Annotated in this window: 13 protein-coding genes; 8 read left to right on the top strand and 5 right to left on the bottom strand. The window is 70.6% G+C overall.

Annotated elements, in window-relative coordinates; genetic code table 11:
• Window positions 1-3: 3 nt before the first annotated feature.
• Window positions 4-540, bottom strand: a complete 537-nt coding sequence (locus tag CACI_RS09765; RefSeq protein ID WP_041540141.1) for a DUF7822 domain-containing protein — start codon at window positions 538-540, stop codon at window positions 4-6.
• Window positions 541-761: 221 nt separating this feature from the next.
• On the opposite strand from CACI_RS09765, the gene nagB reads away from it, so the two are divergent.
• The 3 genes from nagB to CACI_RS09750 all read left to right on the top strand — a co-directional run bounded on the left by nagB (window position 762) and on the right by CACI_RS09750 (window position 3,094).
• On the top strand, window positions 762-1,544 hold the full coding sequence (gene nagB, locus CACI_RS09760) for a glucosamine-6-phosphate deaminase (RefSeq protein ID WP_012786174.1): 783 nt from the start codon (window positions 762-764) through the stop codon (window positions 1,542-1,544).
• A gap of 52 nt (window positions 1,545-1,596) precedes the next feature.
• Window positions 1,597-2,187, top strand: a complete 591-nt coding sequence (locus tag CACI_RS09755; RefSeq protein WP_012786173.1) for a DUF2867 domain-containing protein — start codon at window positions 1,597-1,599, stop codon at window positions 2,185-2,187.
• A gap of 76 nt (window positions 2,188-2,263) precedes the next feature.
• Window positions 2,264-3,094: an SDR family NAD(P)-dependent oxidoreductase gene (locus CACI_RS09750; protein WP_012786172.1), complete on the top strand. Its 831-nt coding sequence runs from the start codon at window positions 2,264-2,266 to the stop codon at window positions 3,092-3,094.
• A 16-nt stretch (window positions 3,095-3,110) separates the two neighbouring features.
• Here CACI_RS09750 and CACI_RS09745 read toward each other — a convergent pair whose 3' ends face one another.
• A complete protein-coding gene (locus CACI_RS09745; protein WP_012786171.1) occupies window positions 3,111-3,578 on the bottom strand; it encodes a hypothetical protein in 468 nt (155 codons plus the stop codon).
• Window positions 3,579-3,662: 84 nt separating this feature from the next.
• Between CACI_RS09745 and CACI_RS09740 the strand changes: the two genes are divergently transcribed.
• Window positions 3,663-4,247 carry a TetR/AcrR family transcriptional regulator gene (locus CACI_RS09740; protein ID WP_012786170.1) on the top strand — a complete coding sequence of 195 codons (585 nt, stop codon included), beginning with the start codon at window positions 3,663-3,665 and terminating at the stop codon, window positions 4,245-4,247.
• On the opposite strand, the gene CACI_RS09735 is transcribed toward CACI_RS09740, so the two are convergent.
• Window positions 4,244-5,380: a hypothetical protein gene (locus CACI_RS09735; protein ID WP_012786169.1), complete on the bottom strand. Its 1,137-nt coding sequence runs from the start codon at window positions 5,378-5,380 to the stop codon at window positions 4,244-4,246. The genes CACI_RS09740 and CACI_RS09735 overlap by 4 nt on opposite strands.
• 43 nt (window positions 5,381-5,423) lie before the next feature.
• Window positions 5,424-6,698 (bottom strand): glucarate dehydratase family protein, encoded by a 1,275-nt coding sequence (locus tag CACI_RS09730; protein WP_012786168.1) that lies wholly within the window; start codon window positions 6,696-6,698, stop codon window positions 5,424-5,426.
• 163 nt (window positions 6,699-6,861) lie between these two features.
• Between CACI_RS09730 and CACI_RS09725 the strand changes: the two genes are divergently transcribed.
• The 4 genes from CACI_RS09725 (at window position 6,862) to CACI_RS09710 (ending at window position 12,138) form a co-directional block, all read left to right on the top strand.
• Window positions 6,862-7,686, top strand: a complete 825-nt coding sequence (locus CACI_RS09725; protein WP_012786167.1) for an HAD-IIB family hydrolase — start codon at window positions 6,862-6,864, stop codon at window positions 7,684-7,686.
• A 159-nt stretch (window positions 7,687-7,845) separates the two neighbouring features.
• Window positions 7,846-10,128 carry an MMPL family transporter gene (locus CACI_RS09720; protein ID WP_012786166.1) on the top strand — a complete coding sequence of 761 codons (2,283 nt, stop codon included), beginning with the start codon at window positions 7,846-7,848 and terminating at the stop codon, window positions 10,126-10,128.
• 4 nt (window positions 10,129-10,132) lie between these two features.
• Window positions 10,133-11,461: a sensor histidine kinase gene (locus CACI_RS09715; RefSeq protein WP_012786165.1), complete on the top strand. Its 1,329-nt coding sequence runs from the start codon at window positions 10,133-10,135 to the stop codon at window positions 11,459-11,461.
• Entirely contained in the window at window positions 11,458-12,138 is a 681-nt protein-coding gene (locus CACI_RS09710) for a response regulator (protein WP_012786164.1), read from the top strand. Before CACI_RS09715 ends, CACI_RS09710 begins: the two co-directional genes overlap by 4 nt.
• 11 nt (window positions 12,139-12,149) lie before the next feature.
• On the opposite strand, the gene CACI_RS09705 is transcribed toward CACI_RS09710, so the two are convergent.
• Entirely contained in the window at window positions 12,150-14,471 is a 2,322-nt protein-coding gene (locus CACI_RS09705; RefSeq protein WP_012786163.1) for a lysylphosphatidylglycerol synthase transmembrane domain-containing protein, read from the bottom strand.
• Window positions 14,472-14,483: the final 12 nt, after the last annotated feature.

Genomic DNA, 14,483 nt, shown 5'->3' with positions numbered 1-14,483 from the left:
TCGCTAGTCGGTCTCGAAGGAGTAGTAGAGCGTGTCGTTGTAAAAGGAGTAGAAGTGCTCCCGCCAGCGTCCGCGGGCGATGGCGAGCCATTCGGCGTTCTCCCCGGCGATCGCGGCCTCGGCGTGGGCGGCAAGAGCGGGGATGTGCTCGGCGACGAGCCGGTCCGTCGCCGTCTCAAGGGGTTCCTCGTCCATGTCGAGGATCTCGCCGGCCTCCAGCAGGAAGTACTTGGCCCGCTGCTTGTCCAGCTGAGCCTTGGTCGTCGCGACGACCGAGACGAAGTCCTGCTCGTCCTCGACCTCCTCCCCCACCACGCGCAGCAGGTCCAGTAACAGCGCCGCTCCCCGGTCGTAGTCCCCGGCCACTCCGATCCGCTGGTCCCAGATCATCGAGGGGACGACGCGGGTGTCGAAGCTGACGAGGAGCAGGTGGGCCAGCGGGATGCTCCAGTTGTGTTCGGAGATGCCCGCGACCGTGGCCGGACGGCTCTCGCCGGTGGGCAGCGTGTTCGCTGCGTAGAGGTGGGAACGGTTTGCCATGGCGGCGACCGTAACAATTGTCGCCGCCTCCGGAAAGGGCGCTTTGGTCGTCATCCGGCGGTCTCGCACGGTTGGCCGCGCCGTCACATCCCGGCTGCGCGGGGCGCGCACGACTCCGGTATCTTTGGTCTATACCAATGGTCCAGACCGGTACCACCGCAGCAACCACAGCCGTACCAGCGAAGCCACCGTCCAGTGCCAGAGCAGATCCAGGGGTCGCCATGGAAGTCGTCATCGTCGCGGACGCCGCAGCCCAGGGCGAACTCGTCGCCTCGGCCGTCGCCGACCTGATCGCCCGCAAGCCCGAGGCGCTGTTCGGCGTCGCCACCGGCTCCACACCGCTGCCGGTGTACCAGGCGCTGGCCGCGAAGGTCGCCGCCGGGCAGGTGGATGTGGGGCGCCTCAAGGTGTGCCAGCTCGACGAGTACGTGGGCCTGCCCGCCGGGCACCCGGAGTCCTACCGCGAGGTGCTCAAGCGCGAGGTGCTGGCGCCGCTGGGCATCGGCGACTCGGCGTTCCTGGGCCCGGACGGCGGCGCCGAGGACCTGCCGGGCGCCTGCGCCGCCTACGAGCAGCAGCTCGCCGACGCCGGCGGCGTGGACCTGCAGCTGCTGGGCATCGGCACCGACGGCCACATCGGCTTCAACGAGCCGGTCTCCTCCCTGGCCTCCCGGACCCGTATCAAGACTCTGACAGAGCGGACCCGGGTGGACAACGCCCGGTTCTTCAACGGTCTGGACGAGGTCCCGCGGCACGTCATCACCCAGGGCATCGGCACCATCCTGCAGGCCCGCCACCTGGTCCTGCTGGCCACCGGCGCGGGCAAGGCCGAGGCGGTCGCGGCGACCGTCGAGGGCCCGGTCTCCAGCATGGTGCCGGCCTCGGCGCTCCAGCTGCACCCGCACGCTACGGTGGTCGTGGACGAGGCCGCGGCGCAGCAGCTGAAGCTCTCGGACTACTACAAGGCGACGTTCGCTTCGAAGCCGGCGTGGCAGGGGATCTGACCGATCCCGCGCGGTGTGCCCGGACCGGCTCCTGATCGGGAAAGGGGCGGTCATGCGACGGCTCCCCGGGGCGGCGCACACCGCCCAACCGTGGCTGGTCCACGAGATCGCGGGCGACTTCCTGCTGGAGGACGTCTGGGAACTGCCGGCGCCGGGCGGCGGGCCGGACGATTTCGCCGTGCTGGTCTCGGTGTTCGACGGCGGCTTGGAGAAGGACGCGTCGCTGCCGACCAGAGCGCTGTTCTGGCTGCGGTTCAAGCTGGGGGCGGTAATGCGCCTGGACCGGCAGTCCACCGGGCTCGGGTCGCGCGTGCCGTCGCTGCGGGACCGGCTGCCGGAGGAGTTGCGGGAACAGCTGCGGGACGCGGCGCCTGCAAATCAAGCCTCTGATTTCACCCTGCTCTACGAGCGCGGGAACGAGCGCGCCATGGAGATCGCCAACGGGACGATGCACGGGATCCTGCACCTCGGATGGGTTCCCGACGGCCGGGGCGGATGGCGCGGACAGCTGGCGATCCTGGTGAAGCCGAACGGGCGCGCCGGCGCCGCGTATATGGCGTTCATCAAGCCCTTCCGCCACCTGATCGTGTATCCGGCGCTGGGGCGCGCCTGGCAGCGGCGCTGGCGGCAGTCCCGGCAATAAATCGAGACGTTCCGTCTCGACAAGGGGTAGGCTGAGTTCTGCACACCCCAATGAAGTCTGCTTAGGAGTCCGTGCCATGACTCATGCCCGCACAGTCCTCATCACCGGCGCGACCGACGGCCTCGGTCGTGCGCTGGCCCATCGGTTGGCCGCCGGGGGCGACACCGTTCTGTTGCACGGACGCGATCAGGGGCGTCTCGATGCGACCGCGGATGCCATCCGCGACGAGCACGGGGTCGCGCGGCCCGCGACGTTCCGTGCCGATCTGGCGGAGCTGGCGCAGGTGCGCGAGCTTGCGGCTGCGGTGCGGGGCGCCACCGAGCGCCTCGACGTCCTGGTGAGCAACGCCGGCATCGGCAGCGGGGAGCCGGACGGCCGCGATCGGCGCGAGAGCAAGGACGGCTATGAGCTCCGCTTCGCGGTGAACTACCTGGCCGGGTTCCTGTTGACGCAGGAGTTGTTGCCGCTGCTGCGCGCCTCGGCGCCGGCGCGGGTGGTGAACGTCGCCTCGCTCGGGCAGCAGGAGATCGAGTTCGACGACGTGATGCTGGAGCACGGGTACAGCGGTATCCGGGCGTACTGCCAGAGCAAGCTGGCGCAGATCGCCTCGACGGTGGAGCTGGCCGAGCGCGTGCCGGCAGCGGAGGTCACGTTCAACAGCCTGCATCCGGCGACGTACATGCCGACGAAGATGGTGCTCCAGGAAGCCGGGCACAGCATCGACAGCCTGGAGACCGGCGTCGAGGCGACGTGGCGGCTCGTGACGGATCCGAAGCTGGCAGGGGTCAGCGGACGGTTCTACGACCGGCAGCGGGAGTCACAGGCCTTGAAGCAGGCCTATGACACGCGGGCGCGGGCGGAGTTGTATCAGCTGAGCTTGAAGTTGGTCGGGCTCACGCAGGGATAGACGGACGCCGCGCCGATCACAACGTGCGGGCTGCTCTGGTGAGCAGGTAGGGCAGAACCCGGTGGTGGATCAGCGCGGAGAGCGCCCACAACGGACGCCCGATCGGGCGGCGGTAGCTCACGACGGTCACCCAGACGACGCGGGCCGGTTCGACGGACACGATGTTGTGCGCGAGCAGCGCCGGCGAGCGTTGCTCGAGGATGATCCGCGAGGCGGCGCTGGAGGTGATGCGAGCGCCGAGCACCTGGTCGGGCCCGGGCGCCGCGAGGTCGAACCGGAGCGGGAAGCGCCAGCCCGTGCGGACGAGCCGGCGGATCGGCGAGGGCGCGTCTTCGAACACTGATCGTGCCCAGTCCTCGGGCGACCGAGTCGCCGTCTGCGGGATGGGAACGGCGAAAGCGCTGGCGTAGTCGGGGACGGGGAGCTCGGGAAGCTCATCGGATGCGCGGATCGCGTCGGTGACTTCGATGCGGCGGGCCTTCACCTCGCGCCTCCCCGGTAGTTGACGTGTGTCTACTAAGCGTCAGGGCACGAACGTACCCGCGCTGGTGAACACGCGTCAACTACCATGCGGTCCGTGACGAGGCGACGGCTCAAACCCGAGCAGCGGCGCGAGGAACTGCTGGACGCCGGCGCGGAGTTCTTCGCCACACAGCCCTACGACGACGTGCTCATGGAGGACATCGCCGCGCACGTCGGAGTGTCGCGGGCGCTGCTGTACAAGTACTTCCCCGGCAAGCGCGAGCTGTTCGCCGCGATCTACCGGCGCGCCGCCGAACGGCTGCTCGAGAACTCCCACCTCGACCCGGACCTGCCCTTGGCCGAGACCGTCTCGGCAGCCCTGGACGCGCACATCGACTACTTCGCCGCGCATCGGCTCACCGTGCTCGCCGCCAACCGGACGCTGGCCGGCGATCCGATGATCCAGGCGATCATCGACGACGAGCTCGCCGTGCTGCGCGCGCGGATGCTGGACGCCGCGGGCTTCACCGGACGCGCGCGCGAGACGGCGTCCGCGATACTGCGAGCCTGGCTGGTCTTCGTCCGGGAGATGTGCGTCGAGTGGCTTCAGAGCGAGGCGATAGAACGCGACGAGGTGCGTGCGGTCTGCCTCCGCACCTTGTCCGCCGCGTTGGACTTCCCTGTGCCCTAACTCGCGCCCTCGTGAAACGCCGTGACCGCGCCTCGCATCGCGTCCAGGTCCGCGGTGGAGCCCAGACCGCCATGGTAGAGACGGATGCCGCTCGCGCCCGCCGCACGCATCGCGATCGCCTGCGCCGCGAGCCCTTCGCTGTCGGCTCCCATGCCGCGTATCCCGAGCAGTCCGGCGGCGACCGGCGCGTCGTGGCCAACGGTGTGGGCGACGTTGTCGGTCTTGCCGTTCCAGCAGTTCACCACCACGCCGGTGTCCTTGGGCAGCGTCGCCACGTCGACGCCGGTGAAGGCGGTCGAGCGGTGCGGGTCGGGGTTGGCGTGGAACAGGATCGGGAAGTCGTGGGCGCGCTGCGTCCGCACTTCGCGCACCATCGCGCCGCGCAGGCGGTTCGCCACGCGGGTGCGCGTCGCCAGCACCGCCGCGGCCAGGTCGGCGTCAGGAAGGCCGCCGGGCAGGGGTGAGGAGGCGGCGAAGCGTGCGTCCAGGCGCGTGCACACGAGCTCGCGGAGCCGGCCGACGTCGATGCCAGAGGCCTGATACTCCTCGCGGCAGGCGTCGCAGAAGCACAGCGACATCAGGTACAGCTCGTCCTCGGACAGCGGGATGCCGGCGACCTTGTCGTGCTCGTGCAGGTGGTCGAAGCCGTACCAGCCGGCGGCCTCGAACTCGACGCCGGCGATGTCGGAGCGGGCGGCGACCACCGCCGCCAGACCGACCGCGTATTCGAGCGCTGCTTCGTGCGAGGGACACAGGGCCCACGGATAGGTGTCGCCGTAGGCGTTCACGACGTGCGGCGCCTCGAAGCGGTCCACGTGGTCGACCACGACCCACGCGTGCGTCGGCACGCCGGCCGCGGCCAGCGCGGCAGCCGTGGCGCCGAAGGCGTCCTCGGACTCCACCCAGGTCTGCGCCGCCGGCAGGACCTGCTCCCAGGCGTCGCCGACCGGCAGGTAGGAGGCGGTGCGCTCGGCGACCACCACCCGGTGCACCGGATGGCGCGGCGTGAAGACGCGCGTGGCGTGGTAGAACGCTGCGACGACCGCGTGGTCGACGCCGAGCCCGGCGATCGACTCGGCGGCCGAGGCGTCCCCGACCACATCCCAGGGGTACACATACGTCGCTGCGTTCATGGCCTACCTCCGAACGTATCCGTAGCCGACCCCCGCCGAACCATCAGAACCGCGGCCGCTTGCCGGTCCACTCCGGGTGCACCTGCCGCATCCATCCCACATCGTCGCGCCGCCGGATCCCGCACGTCAGGTACTGCTCGTGCAGCTTGGCGAGCGCGTCCCGGTCCAACTCCACGCCGAGTCCGGGACCGGAAGGCAGCGTCACCGCGCCGTCGGTGAAGGTGAGCCCGCCGCCGAGAACGACGTCCTCCTCCTCGGACTTCCACGGCGTGTGCGTGTCGAGCGCGTAGGTCAGATTCGGTGTCGCGGCGGCGATGTGCGCCATCGCCGCGAGGCTGACCCCGAGGTGGGTGTTCGAGTGCATCGACAGTCCCAAACCGAAGGTCTGGCACAGCGCCGCCAGGTTCTGCGTGGCCCGGAAGCCGCCCCAGAAGTGGTGGTCGGACAAGATCACCTGCACCGCGCCGAGCCGCACCGACTCGGGGATCTCCGCGAAGCTCGTCACGCACATGTTGGTCGCCAGCGGCAGCGACGTCTTCGCCGCGACCTCGGCCATCCCCGGGATGCCCGGCGTCGGGTCCTCGAGGTATTCGAGTTCGCCCTCCAGCGCTGCGGCGACCCGGTGGCTGGTCTGCACCGACCAGTTCGCGTTCGGGTCGATGCGCACCGGACGGTCGGGGAACTCGCGTCGCAGAGCCTTGACTGCCTCGATCTCTTCCTCAGGCGCGAAGACGCCGCCCTTGAGCTTCAGCGAGCCGAAGCCGTAGCGGTCCACCATCCGGCGCGCCTGCTTCACGATGCCGTCGGGGTCCAGCGCCTCGCCCCAGGAGTCGACGTCGAAGTCTCCGGGGTGCTCGGCCCACTTGTAGAAGAGGTAGGCGCTGAAGTCGACGCGTTCGCGGACCGCGCCGCCGAGCAGATCGACGACGCGGCGGCCGGTGGCCTTGCCCTGCGCGTCGTAGCAAGCCACCTCGAAGGCCGCGGTCGCTTGGGCGACGGTCTTGTCGTGGCTGGCCGTGCCGATCAGCTCGGTCGGCGAGGACGCGGCTGAGCCGCCGACCGCGCTCGCGACCCGGCGGCTCAGTTCGTTGAGGTCGAACACGTCGGTACCGACCACCGCCGTGGCAGCCTGGTGCAGCAGCGCCAGGGTCGCGTCGTCGCCGTAGGCCTCGGAGATCCCGACGATGCCGGCGTCGGTCTGGACCTCGACGATGGAACGGAGGGCGAACGGCTCGTGCACGCCGGAGGAATTGAGCAGCGGTGGATCCTTCAGCGCGACCGGGGTGATGACCACGTCCACGATCTTCAAGTCGGTCATTGCCGGACCTCCACCCTTGCGTTCACATCCGTGAACACAGCCCACGAATATGAATCTGCTCGACGCCGTGAAACGTAGTAGCCCGCACCGGACCGCGTCAAGACGTGGGCTCAAGGGTCAAGACGCGGTCTCGGGGACAGCGGCCTGAAGGACAATGGCGACCATGACTCTTCCGGCGCTGCCTGATCTCATAGCCTGCGACCTGGACGGGACCCTGGTCCGCCACGACGGGACCGTCTCGCCCCGGACGGTGGCGGCTTTCGCCGCGCTGGAGGCCGCCGGCCTGCCGTTCGTGTTCGTCACCGGGCGGCCGCCGCGGCTGATGGGACAGATCGCCGACGCCTTCGGGCTGCACGGTCTCGCCGTCTGCTCCAACGGCGCCTACGACTACGACCTGCGCGCTCGCGCGGTCGTCGCCGAATACGCCATCGACCCCGCCACGGCGGAGAAAGTGGCGCGCGGTCTGCGCGAAGCCATCCCCGGCATCGGGCTGGCTGTCGAATACTCCGACTCCCTCGCCGCCGATCCCCTGTACGAGCCTTGGGAATGGGATCGCGACGTCACCGTGCGGCGTCTCGACGAAGCCGACCTGTGGCGGCGTCCGGCGCCGAAGCTGATCGGCCGCCATCCGAGCCTGTCCGCCGACGACCTGCTCGCCCTGGCCCGGCCGGCGGTCGGGGATCTGGTCACCGTCTACCATTCCAACGGTCTGCGGCTGGTCGAGGCGGTGGCTCCGGGAGTCAGCAAAGCCGACGGTCTGGCACGGCACGCGGCTCGCCTCGGCGTCAGCGCCGAGGCGGTCATGGCGTTCGGCGACATGCCCAACGACCTGTCGATGTTCGAGTGGGCCGGGCTCGCCTTCGCGGTCGGCAACGCGCATCCGAGCCTGATCTCTGTCGCCGACGGCGTGATCGGGTCGGTGCAGGAGGACGGCGTCGCGGTGTTCTTGGAGGCGTTGCTGGACAGGCGGCCGGATCGCCAAGCGTGACCAAGTGATCACGACCCTGCTCCCTGGGCAGTAGCTCCCCCTGCCACGTACTACGACCGCAGCAGCGCAAGTGTCTGCGCCTGCCAGACGCCCCGCACCCCCGCTCCCCGGCACCGTATAAACACGCGATCCATGCTCGAAGAAGGCCGGGGAACCCTGATGTCCGTCATTGCCCGCTGGTGCCACAAGCACCGCCTCGTCACCGTCGTCGTCTGGCTGGCGCTGATCATCGGCCTGGGAGCCCTGACGGGTTCGGCCGGGACCAAGTACAACGACACGATGTCGATCCCGGCCTCGGAGTCCAGCCAGGCGATGGACCTGCTGAGGCAGTCGCTGCCCGCCTCGGCCGGGGACAGCGACCAGGTGGTCTGGCACACCACCGGCGGCGCCAAGGTCACTGATCCGGCCGTGCAGCAGCGCATGACCGGCGCGCTGAACCAGATCGCGACCGCGCCGGGCGTGGCCGGGGTCACCGGTCCCTACGACGGTCCGCGCGGCGCGCTGCAGGTCAGCAAGGACCAGACCACCGCCTACGCGACCATCAACTTCGCCCAAGAGGCGCACGACCTCCCGGACGCCGAGGTCCAGCACATCATCGACGTCGCTCAGGGCGCGCGGGAGACGAACCTGCAGGTCGAGCTCGGCGGACAGGCGATCAGCCAGGCCGAGCGCAAGATCGGCGGCGCCGCGGACCTGATCGGCGTGCTGGCCGCGCTGCTCGTGCTGGGCTTGGTGTTCCGGGCCGCCGGCGCCGCCGTGATGCCGATCCTCACCGGCGTCGCCGGTGTCGCGACCGGCATCCTGGGCACCGGGCAGCTCTCGCACCTGTTCGCCATCAGCTCCACCGCGCCGACCTTGGCGACCCTGGTCGGTCTCGGCGTCGGCATCGACTACGCGCTGTTCATCGTGAACCGGCATCGCAAGGGTCTGATGTCCGGGCTGTCGGTCGAGGACTCGATCGCCAAGGCGCTGAACACCTCCGGGCGCGCGGTCATCTTCGCCGGCGGGACCGTGGTCATCGCCCTGCTCGGGATGTTCGCGCTGGGTCTGAGCTTCCTGAACGGCATGGCGATCGGCGCGGCGGTGACCGTCTCGATGACCGTGCTGGCGGCGATCACGCTGCTGCCGGCGATGCTGGGCTTCCTGAAGCTGCGCGTGCTGAGCAAGAAGCAGCGCCGGGAGCTGGCCGCGCGCCAGGCCGGCGTCGGCGTGCTGGTCCCCTACGCGCACGCCTCGCGCCGGCGCCCCTCCGGCGTCCCCGGGCATCCCGAAACCGTCTTCACCCGCTGGGCCGGCAAGGTCCAGGCCAAGCCGCTGGGCAAGGCGCTGCTGGCGATCGCGGTCATGGCGGTCGTCGCGGTGCCGTTCTTCTCCATCCGGCTGGGCAACTCCGACGCGGGCAACGACCCGAAGTCGACGACCACGCGCCAGGCCTACGACCTGCTCGCCGACGGCTTCGGCAAGGGCTTCAACGGCCCGCTGCTGCTGGTCGCGCAGACCCCCGCGGCGGGCGACCAGCAGGCGCTGACCACGCTGGTGGACCGGATCAAGACCGTGCCGGACGTCGCCGCCGTCTCCGCCCGGCCCACGCAGCCCGGCCAGGCGATCGCCGTGGTGCAGGTGGTGCCGGTCAGCTCGCCGCAGGACAAGGCCACCACCGACCTGATCGGCACGCTGCGGCACGACGTGATCCCGAAGGCCGAGGCCGGGACCACGCTGCACGTCATGGTCTCCGGGCCGACCGCGATCAGCAACGACTTCAGCCACACGCTGACCAGCAAGCTGCCGCTGTTCGTGGCGATCATCGTGGGACTGGGCTGCCTGCTGATGATCCTGGCCTTCCGCAGCCTGCTGGTCCCGCTGATCGGCGTGGCGATGAACCTGCTGACCATGGGCGTCGCGTTCGGCTCGCTGGTCGCGGTGTTCCAGTGGGGCTGGGGTTCGGAGGCGCTGGGAGCCGGCGGCGCCGGGCCGGTGGAGGCGTTCGTCCCGGTCATCGTGATCAGCATCTTGTTCGGGCTGTCGATGGACTACCAGGTGTTCCTGATCAGCCGGATGCACGAGGAGTGGTCGCACTCCAAGGACAACAGCCGCTCGGTGCGCGTCGGCCACGGCGAGACCGGCCAGGTGATCGTGGCCGCGGGCATCATCATGGCTTGCGTGTTCGGCGCCTTCCTGTTCAACGGGCAGCGGGTCATCGCCGAGTTCGGCATGGCGCTGGCCGTGGCGATCCTGTTGGACGTGCTGATGTTGCGGCTGATCCTGGTCCCGGCGCTGATGCACCGCTTCGGCAAGGCCAACTGGTGGCTGCCGGCGTGGCTGGACAAGGTGCTGCCGCACATGTCGGTGGAGGGCGAGCCGGAGCCGGTTCCGGGCGCGGTGGCGACGGACGGCCCGTACGACGAGCCGGAGCTGGCCTCCGCGAATCACCGCATACAGTGAAACGGTGACTCTTGTGGACCGGATCAAAGAGTGGGTGCGTCCCGGCACGACCAGCCGGGACGTGGTCACCACCCTGTTGTACCTGGTCCTGTTGTCCCCGGCGATGTTCGTCTCGGCGCTGCACAAGCACGTCAGCGCCGAGACGGCGGCCGCGCTGCTGACCACGGTCGCCATCCCGCTGCTGTTCCGCAGCCGCTGGCCGCTGGGCGCGGTGGTGGGCACCGCGGCGGTCGAGGTCGCGGCGATGCCGTTCGTGGGCGTGCCGAGCATTCCGCCGATCGCCTGCGCCATCGCGCTGTTCTCCTTCGCCAAGCGCTCCGACCGGCCCACCACGGTGCGTGTCGGAGCGGTCACAGCAGTCGCGCTCACAGCGCTGGCCCTGATCCTGCGGCCCGGCATGGACGAGCTCGCCGAGAACCTCGGCTTCATCGCCTGGGTCGGGCTCGCGGTGGCCGTCGGCGACGCCGCGCGCAGCCGGCGGGACCTGTTCGCCTCGGCGATGGAGCGGGCCGAGACCGCCGAGCGGACCAAGGAGGAGGAGGCGCGGCGGCGCGTCACCGAGGAGCGGATGCGGATCGCGCGGGAGCTGCACGACGTGGTCGCGCACCACATCACGCTGGTCAACGCGCAAGCCGGGGTGGCGCACCACCTGATGAAGACCGATCCCTCGCACGCCTATGAGGCACTCGAGCGGATCCGGGACACCTCGCGCTCGGCGCTGGACGAGCTGCGCGCGACGGTCGGGCTGCTGCGCGCGAGCGACGAGACCGCGGCGCCGCGCGAGCCCGCGCCGGGGCTCGGGGATCTGGACGCGCTGGTGGAGTCCTTCCATCACGCCGGGCTGAACGTGGTCATGGCCGGTCTCGGCGCTGACGCCAGGGCGCCGATGCCGGCCATGCCCGCGCTGACCGGGCTGACGGCGTACCGGATCGTGCAGGAGGCGCTGACGAACACGCACAAGCACGCCGGGAGTTCGGCGCTGGCGCGGGTGCGGGTGGAGTTCGCGCCCGAGGCGGTGCGGATCCGGGTCGACGACGACGGCGGCCGGGGTCCGGCGCGGTCGGGGATGGGGACCGGGCACGGGATGATCGGGATGCAAGAGCGGGTCAAGGCGGTCGGCGGGACGTTCGCGGCGGGACCGCGGGCCGGTGGCGGGTTCCGGGTCGAGGCGGAGTTGCCGCTGCCGGCTCGGGGGGCGGCTGGGGTTGAGGCTGGTACTGGCGGTGTGGCTGTCGCTGGCGCTGGAGGTACGAACCGTGGCGATAACCCTTCTGTGGTCTACGAAAAGACCGCCGATAGGGCGTTCGGCTCGTCGGCGGAGGCTGTCGCGTGAGCGCGCCGATCCGCATCCTGCTGGCTGACGACCAGGCGCTGCTGCGGGGCACGTTCCGGCTGCTGCTGGACTCCACTCCGGACTTCGAGGTCGTCGCCGAAGCCGGGGACGGCGCGGCGGCGGTGAAGCTGGCGCAGGAGCTGTGTCCGGATCTGGTGCTGATGGACATCCGGATGCCGGTGCTCGACGGGTTGGAGGCAACGCGGCTGATCGCGGCGGATCCGGCGCTGGGAAGCGTCAAGGTTCTGATTCTCACGACGTTCGAGCAGGACGAGTACGTCGCCGAGGCGTTGCGTGCCGGAGCCGGCGGGTTCCTCGGCAAGGGGGTGGATCCCGAGGAGTTGCTGCGGGCGATCCGCATCGTCGCCGGCGGCAATTCGCTGCTCTCCCCCGCCGCCACGCGGGCGCTGATCGCCCGCTTCCTGGCTCAGCCCTCTGATACGGCGCCGACCGTCAGCGCTCCGTTGGACGCGCTGACCGCACGGGAGTTGGAGGTCGTCACATTGGTCGCGACCGGGTTGTCGAACGAGGAGATCGCCGGGCAGCTGTTCGTCACGCCGCTGACGGCCAAGACGCATGTGAACCGCGCGATGACGAAGCTCGGGGCGCGGGATCGGGCGCAGGTGGTCGTGATCGCGTACGAGTCGGGGCTGGTGCGTCCTGGATCAGGGTACTGATTCCCTCGGTTTCAGAGCGCGCCGCGCCGCTGGAGCGCGGTGAAGGCGAACCAGCCCGGGATCACCGGCAGCCACCACGTCAGCAGCCGGAAGACGATGACCGAGGTCGCCGCCGTCGCCGAGGGCACGCCGGCGGCGGTCAGACCGGCGGCGAGCACGGCTTCGACGCCGCCGATGCCGCCGGGTGTCGGGACCAGCGAGCCCACCGCCTTGGCCACCAGGTAGGCCACGCCCATCGCGGCGAGGTTCACCTCGCTGCCGCTGACCGCGTTCACCGACGCCCACAGGCACACGCTGGCCGCCAGCGGCAGTCCCACCGCGCCGCCGAACGCCTGCACCAGTTTGCGCGGGGAGCGCGCGACTTGCAGGAACTCCGGGCCGATGTCGGTGACCAGCGGCTTGACCCGGCTCACCACGACGGCGCGCAGCCGGGGGATCGCCGCGACCAGCAGGCCGATCACGGCCAGTGCGATGACCACGCCGGTGACCGTCGCCGACGGCGTGATCGCCGACAGGCCGCCGGCTTCCTGCCGATGTTTTCCGGCGAAGGCGCTGAACACCAGCAGCAGCACGAGGTAACACGCGAAGCCGATGACCTGCGAGCCGCCGACAGCGGTGACGGCGCGCGCCACCGGGATGCCGGCGCGTTGCAGGTAGCGGGTGTTGACGGCCAGGCCGCCGACGGCTGCCGGGGCGACCAGTCCGGCGAAGGCGGCGGCGACCTGCGCGGTGGCGGTCGTGCGGAAGGACAGGCGTTCCTTGACGCAGCCGAGCAGGTTCAGGGCGGCGGCGACGTAGGTGAGACCGGAGGCGACGGCGGCGCCGAGGACCCAGCCCCAGGCCTGCCAGGTGTCGAGCTCGGGCACCTGGAAGCCGGTGAGCTGGGTGGCGAGCAGGTAGAAGGCGATCGCGCCGCCGACGATGCTCAGGACGGTGCGGGGGCGCACGCGCTCGAGGCTGACCGGCTGGACGTCGGCTTCCGGATGCAGGGCGATGATGCGGTCGCGGATGCTGCCGACGATGTCCGCGCGCCCGCCGGCGGCGCGGTGGCGTCGCAGGGCTTTGGCGGTGTCCTCGGAGAACAGGATCGGCTGCATCAGCGGGAGCAGGGAGGCGGCGGTGTCCGGGCCGAGGGCGTCGACGGCTTCCTCGGTGGCGCGCGCCGGACCCACGCGCAGGGCGAGGGAGACGAGGAGCTCGGCGCCGTCCAGGCGGCACAGGAGGTCCTCGGCGGCGATCTCGCCGTAGCCGACATCGGTGAGCCACAGACCGCCGGCGGCGTCCAGGCGGAGGTGGTCGGTGGTGAGCTCCCGGTGCGCGAGTTGGCGGCTGCGCAAGTGCTGCCACAGGGCCCAGATACCGCCGTGCAGGGCGGGGGTCCAGGCACGGTCGGGGAGGTCGGCGACGCGCGGGGCGTCGAGGTGGTCGTAGGCGAGCAGCGCGGTGTCCTGGTCCACCTGGCGCGCGGTGCGCAGGCGCGGGGTGCGGATGCCGGCGGCCTCGACCGCCATGGCCATCAGGACTTCGCTTTCGACCGTGCGGCGCAGGGAGAAGAAGCTGCGGCGGCGCACCGGGCCGCGCAGGCGGATCCACTGCCAGATGCGGGGGGCGAGGTAGGCGGCGCGCTGGCTTTGGTCGAGGACGGAGAGGTCGAGGGTTTTTTTGGGGGTGGGGGGCGGGGCGGCTGGGGTGTTCGGGGTGGTCGGCGTGGTCGAGGCGGTCGGCGTGGTCGCGGCGGCTGGGGCGCGCTTGTGGCCGGCGAGGCAGTCGAAGCTGTGGTGGGTTTCGGTGGCGGTGACGCTGACCCGGAAGCGTCGCGCGCCGTCGGTACCGGGGTCGAGGGCGCGGACCGTGCCGGGATGGGCGCGGAAGCCGTCGTGGGTGAGTTCGGCGAGGATGCGTCCCATGCCGGGACGGGTGTCGAGCACGCCGCGTACGGAGAGCCAAGCCATCGCGACAATACGGCCGAGCAGCGCCGACAAAAGAACGCCGGTGACAGAGTCCTGCCCGAGCAGCACGACGGCCAGCCCGCCAAGCGCGGCGGCGCTGTAGAAGAGCGTGCGGTACTGGGAACGGCTGAACCCGAGGATGGTGACCGCGGCGACCCCGACCGCAAGCTGGACCTGCATCGGCGTCGCACCGCCAACAGCTTGGGCGACGGCGGAATCCTGGAAGTGAGACGTCGCGACATTGACGCTGAACGCAGCGAGGTAGGCAAGCGTCGCGGCGCCGACGGCATCGACGAGCTGCACAGTCTCCCGCTTGACCAGGCGCTCGACAGCAAGCGCGATCGGCACGCCGATCATGGACAGGAACGCCAGAACCTGCACCACATTCAGGAGGAA

It is taken from the genome of Catenulispora acidiphila DSM 44928 (assembly GCF_000024025.1).
Taxonomy (GTDB): Bacteria; Actinomycetota; Actinomycetes; order Streptomycetales; family Catenulisporaceae; genus Catenulispora; species Catenulispora acidiphila.
The sequence above is the reverse complement of the archived record's forward strand: the minus strand, read 5'-3'. Positions and strand labels throughout refer to the sequence as shown.

What these genes read in the sequence shown, in the direction of transcription:
- CACI_RS09765 (WP_041540141.1), bottom strand. Translation starts at nt 540, where the DNA reads ATGGCAAACCGTTCCCACCTCTACGCAGCGAACACGCTGCCCACCGGC.
- nagB (WP_012786174.1), top strand. Translation starts at nt 762, where the DNA reads ATGGAAGTCGTCATCGTCGCGGACGCCGCAGCCCAGGGCGAACTCGTC.
- CACI_RS09755 (WP_012786173.1), top strand. Translation starts at nt 1,597, where the DNA reads ATGCGACGGCTCCCCGGGGCGGCGCACACCGCCCAACCGTGGCTGGTC.
- CACI_RS09750 (WP_012786172.1), top strand. Translation starts at nt 2,264, where the DNA reads ATGACTCATGCCCGCACAGTCCTCATCACCGGCGCGACCGACGGCCTC.
- CACI_RS09740 (WP_012786170.1), top strand. Translation starts at nt 3,663, where the DNA reads ATGCGGTCCGTGACGAGGCGACGGCTCAAACCCGAGCAGCGGCGCGAG.
- CACI_RS09735 (WP_012786169.1), bottom strand. Translation starts at nt 5,380, where the DNA reads ATGAACGCAGCGACGTATGTGTACCCCTGGGATGTGGTCGGGGACGCC.
- CACI_RS09730 (WP_012786168.1), bottom strand. Translation starts at nt 6,698, where the DNA reads ATGACCGACTTGAAGATCGTGGACGTGGTCATCACCCCGGTCGCGCTG.
- CACI_RS09725 (WP_012786167.1), top strand. Translation starts at nt 6,862, where the DNA reads ATGACTCTTCCGGCGCTGCCTGATCTCATAGCCTGCGACCTGGACGGG.
- CACI_RS09720 (WP_012786166.1), top strand. Translation starts at nt 7,846, where the DNA reads ATGTCCGTCATTGCCCGCTGGTGCCACAAGCACCGCCTCGTCACCGTC.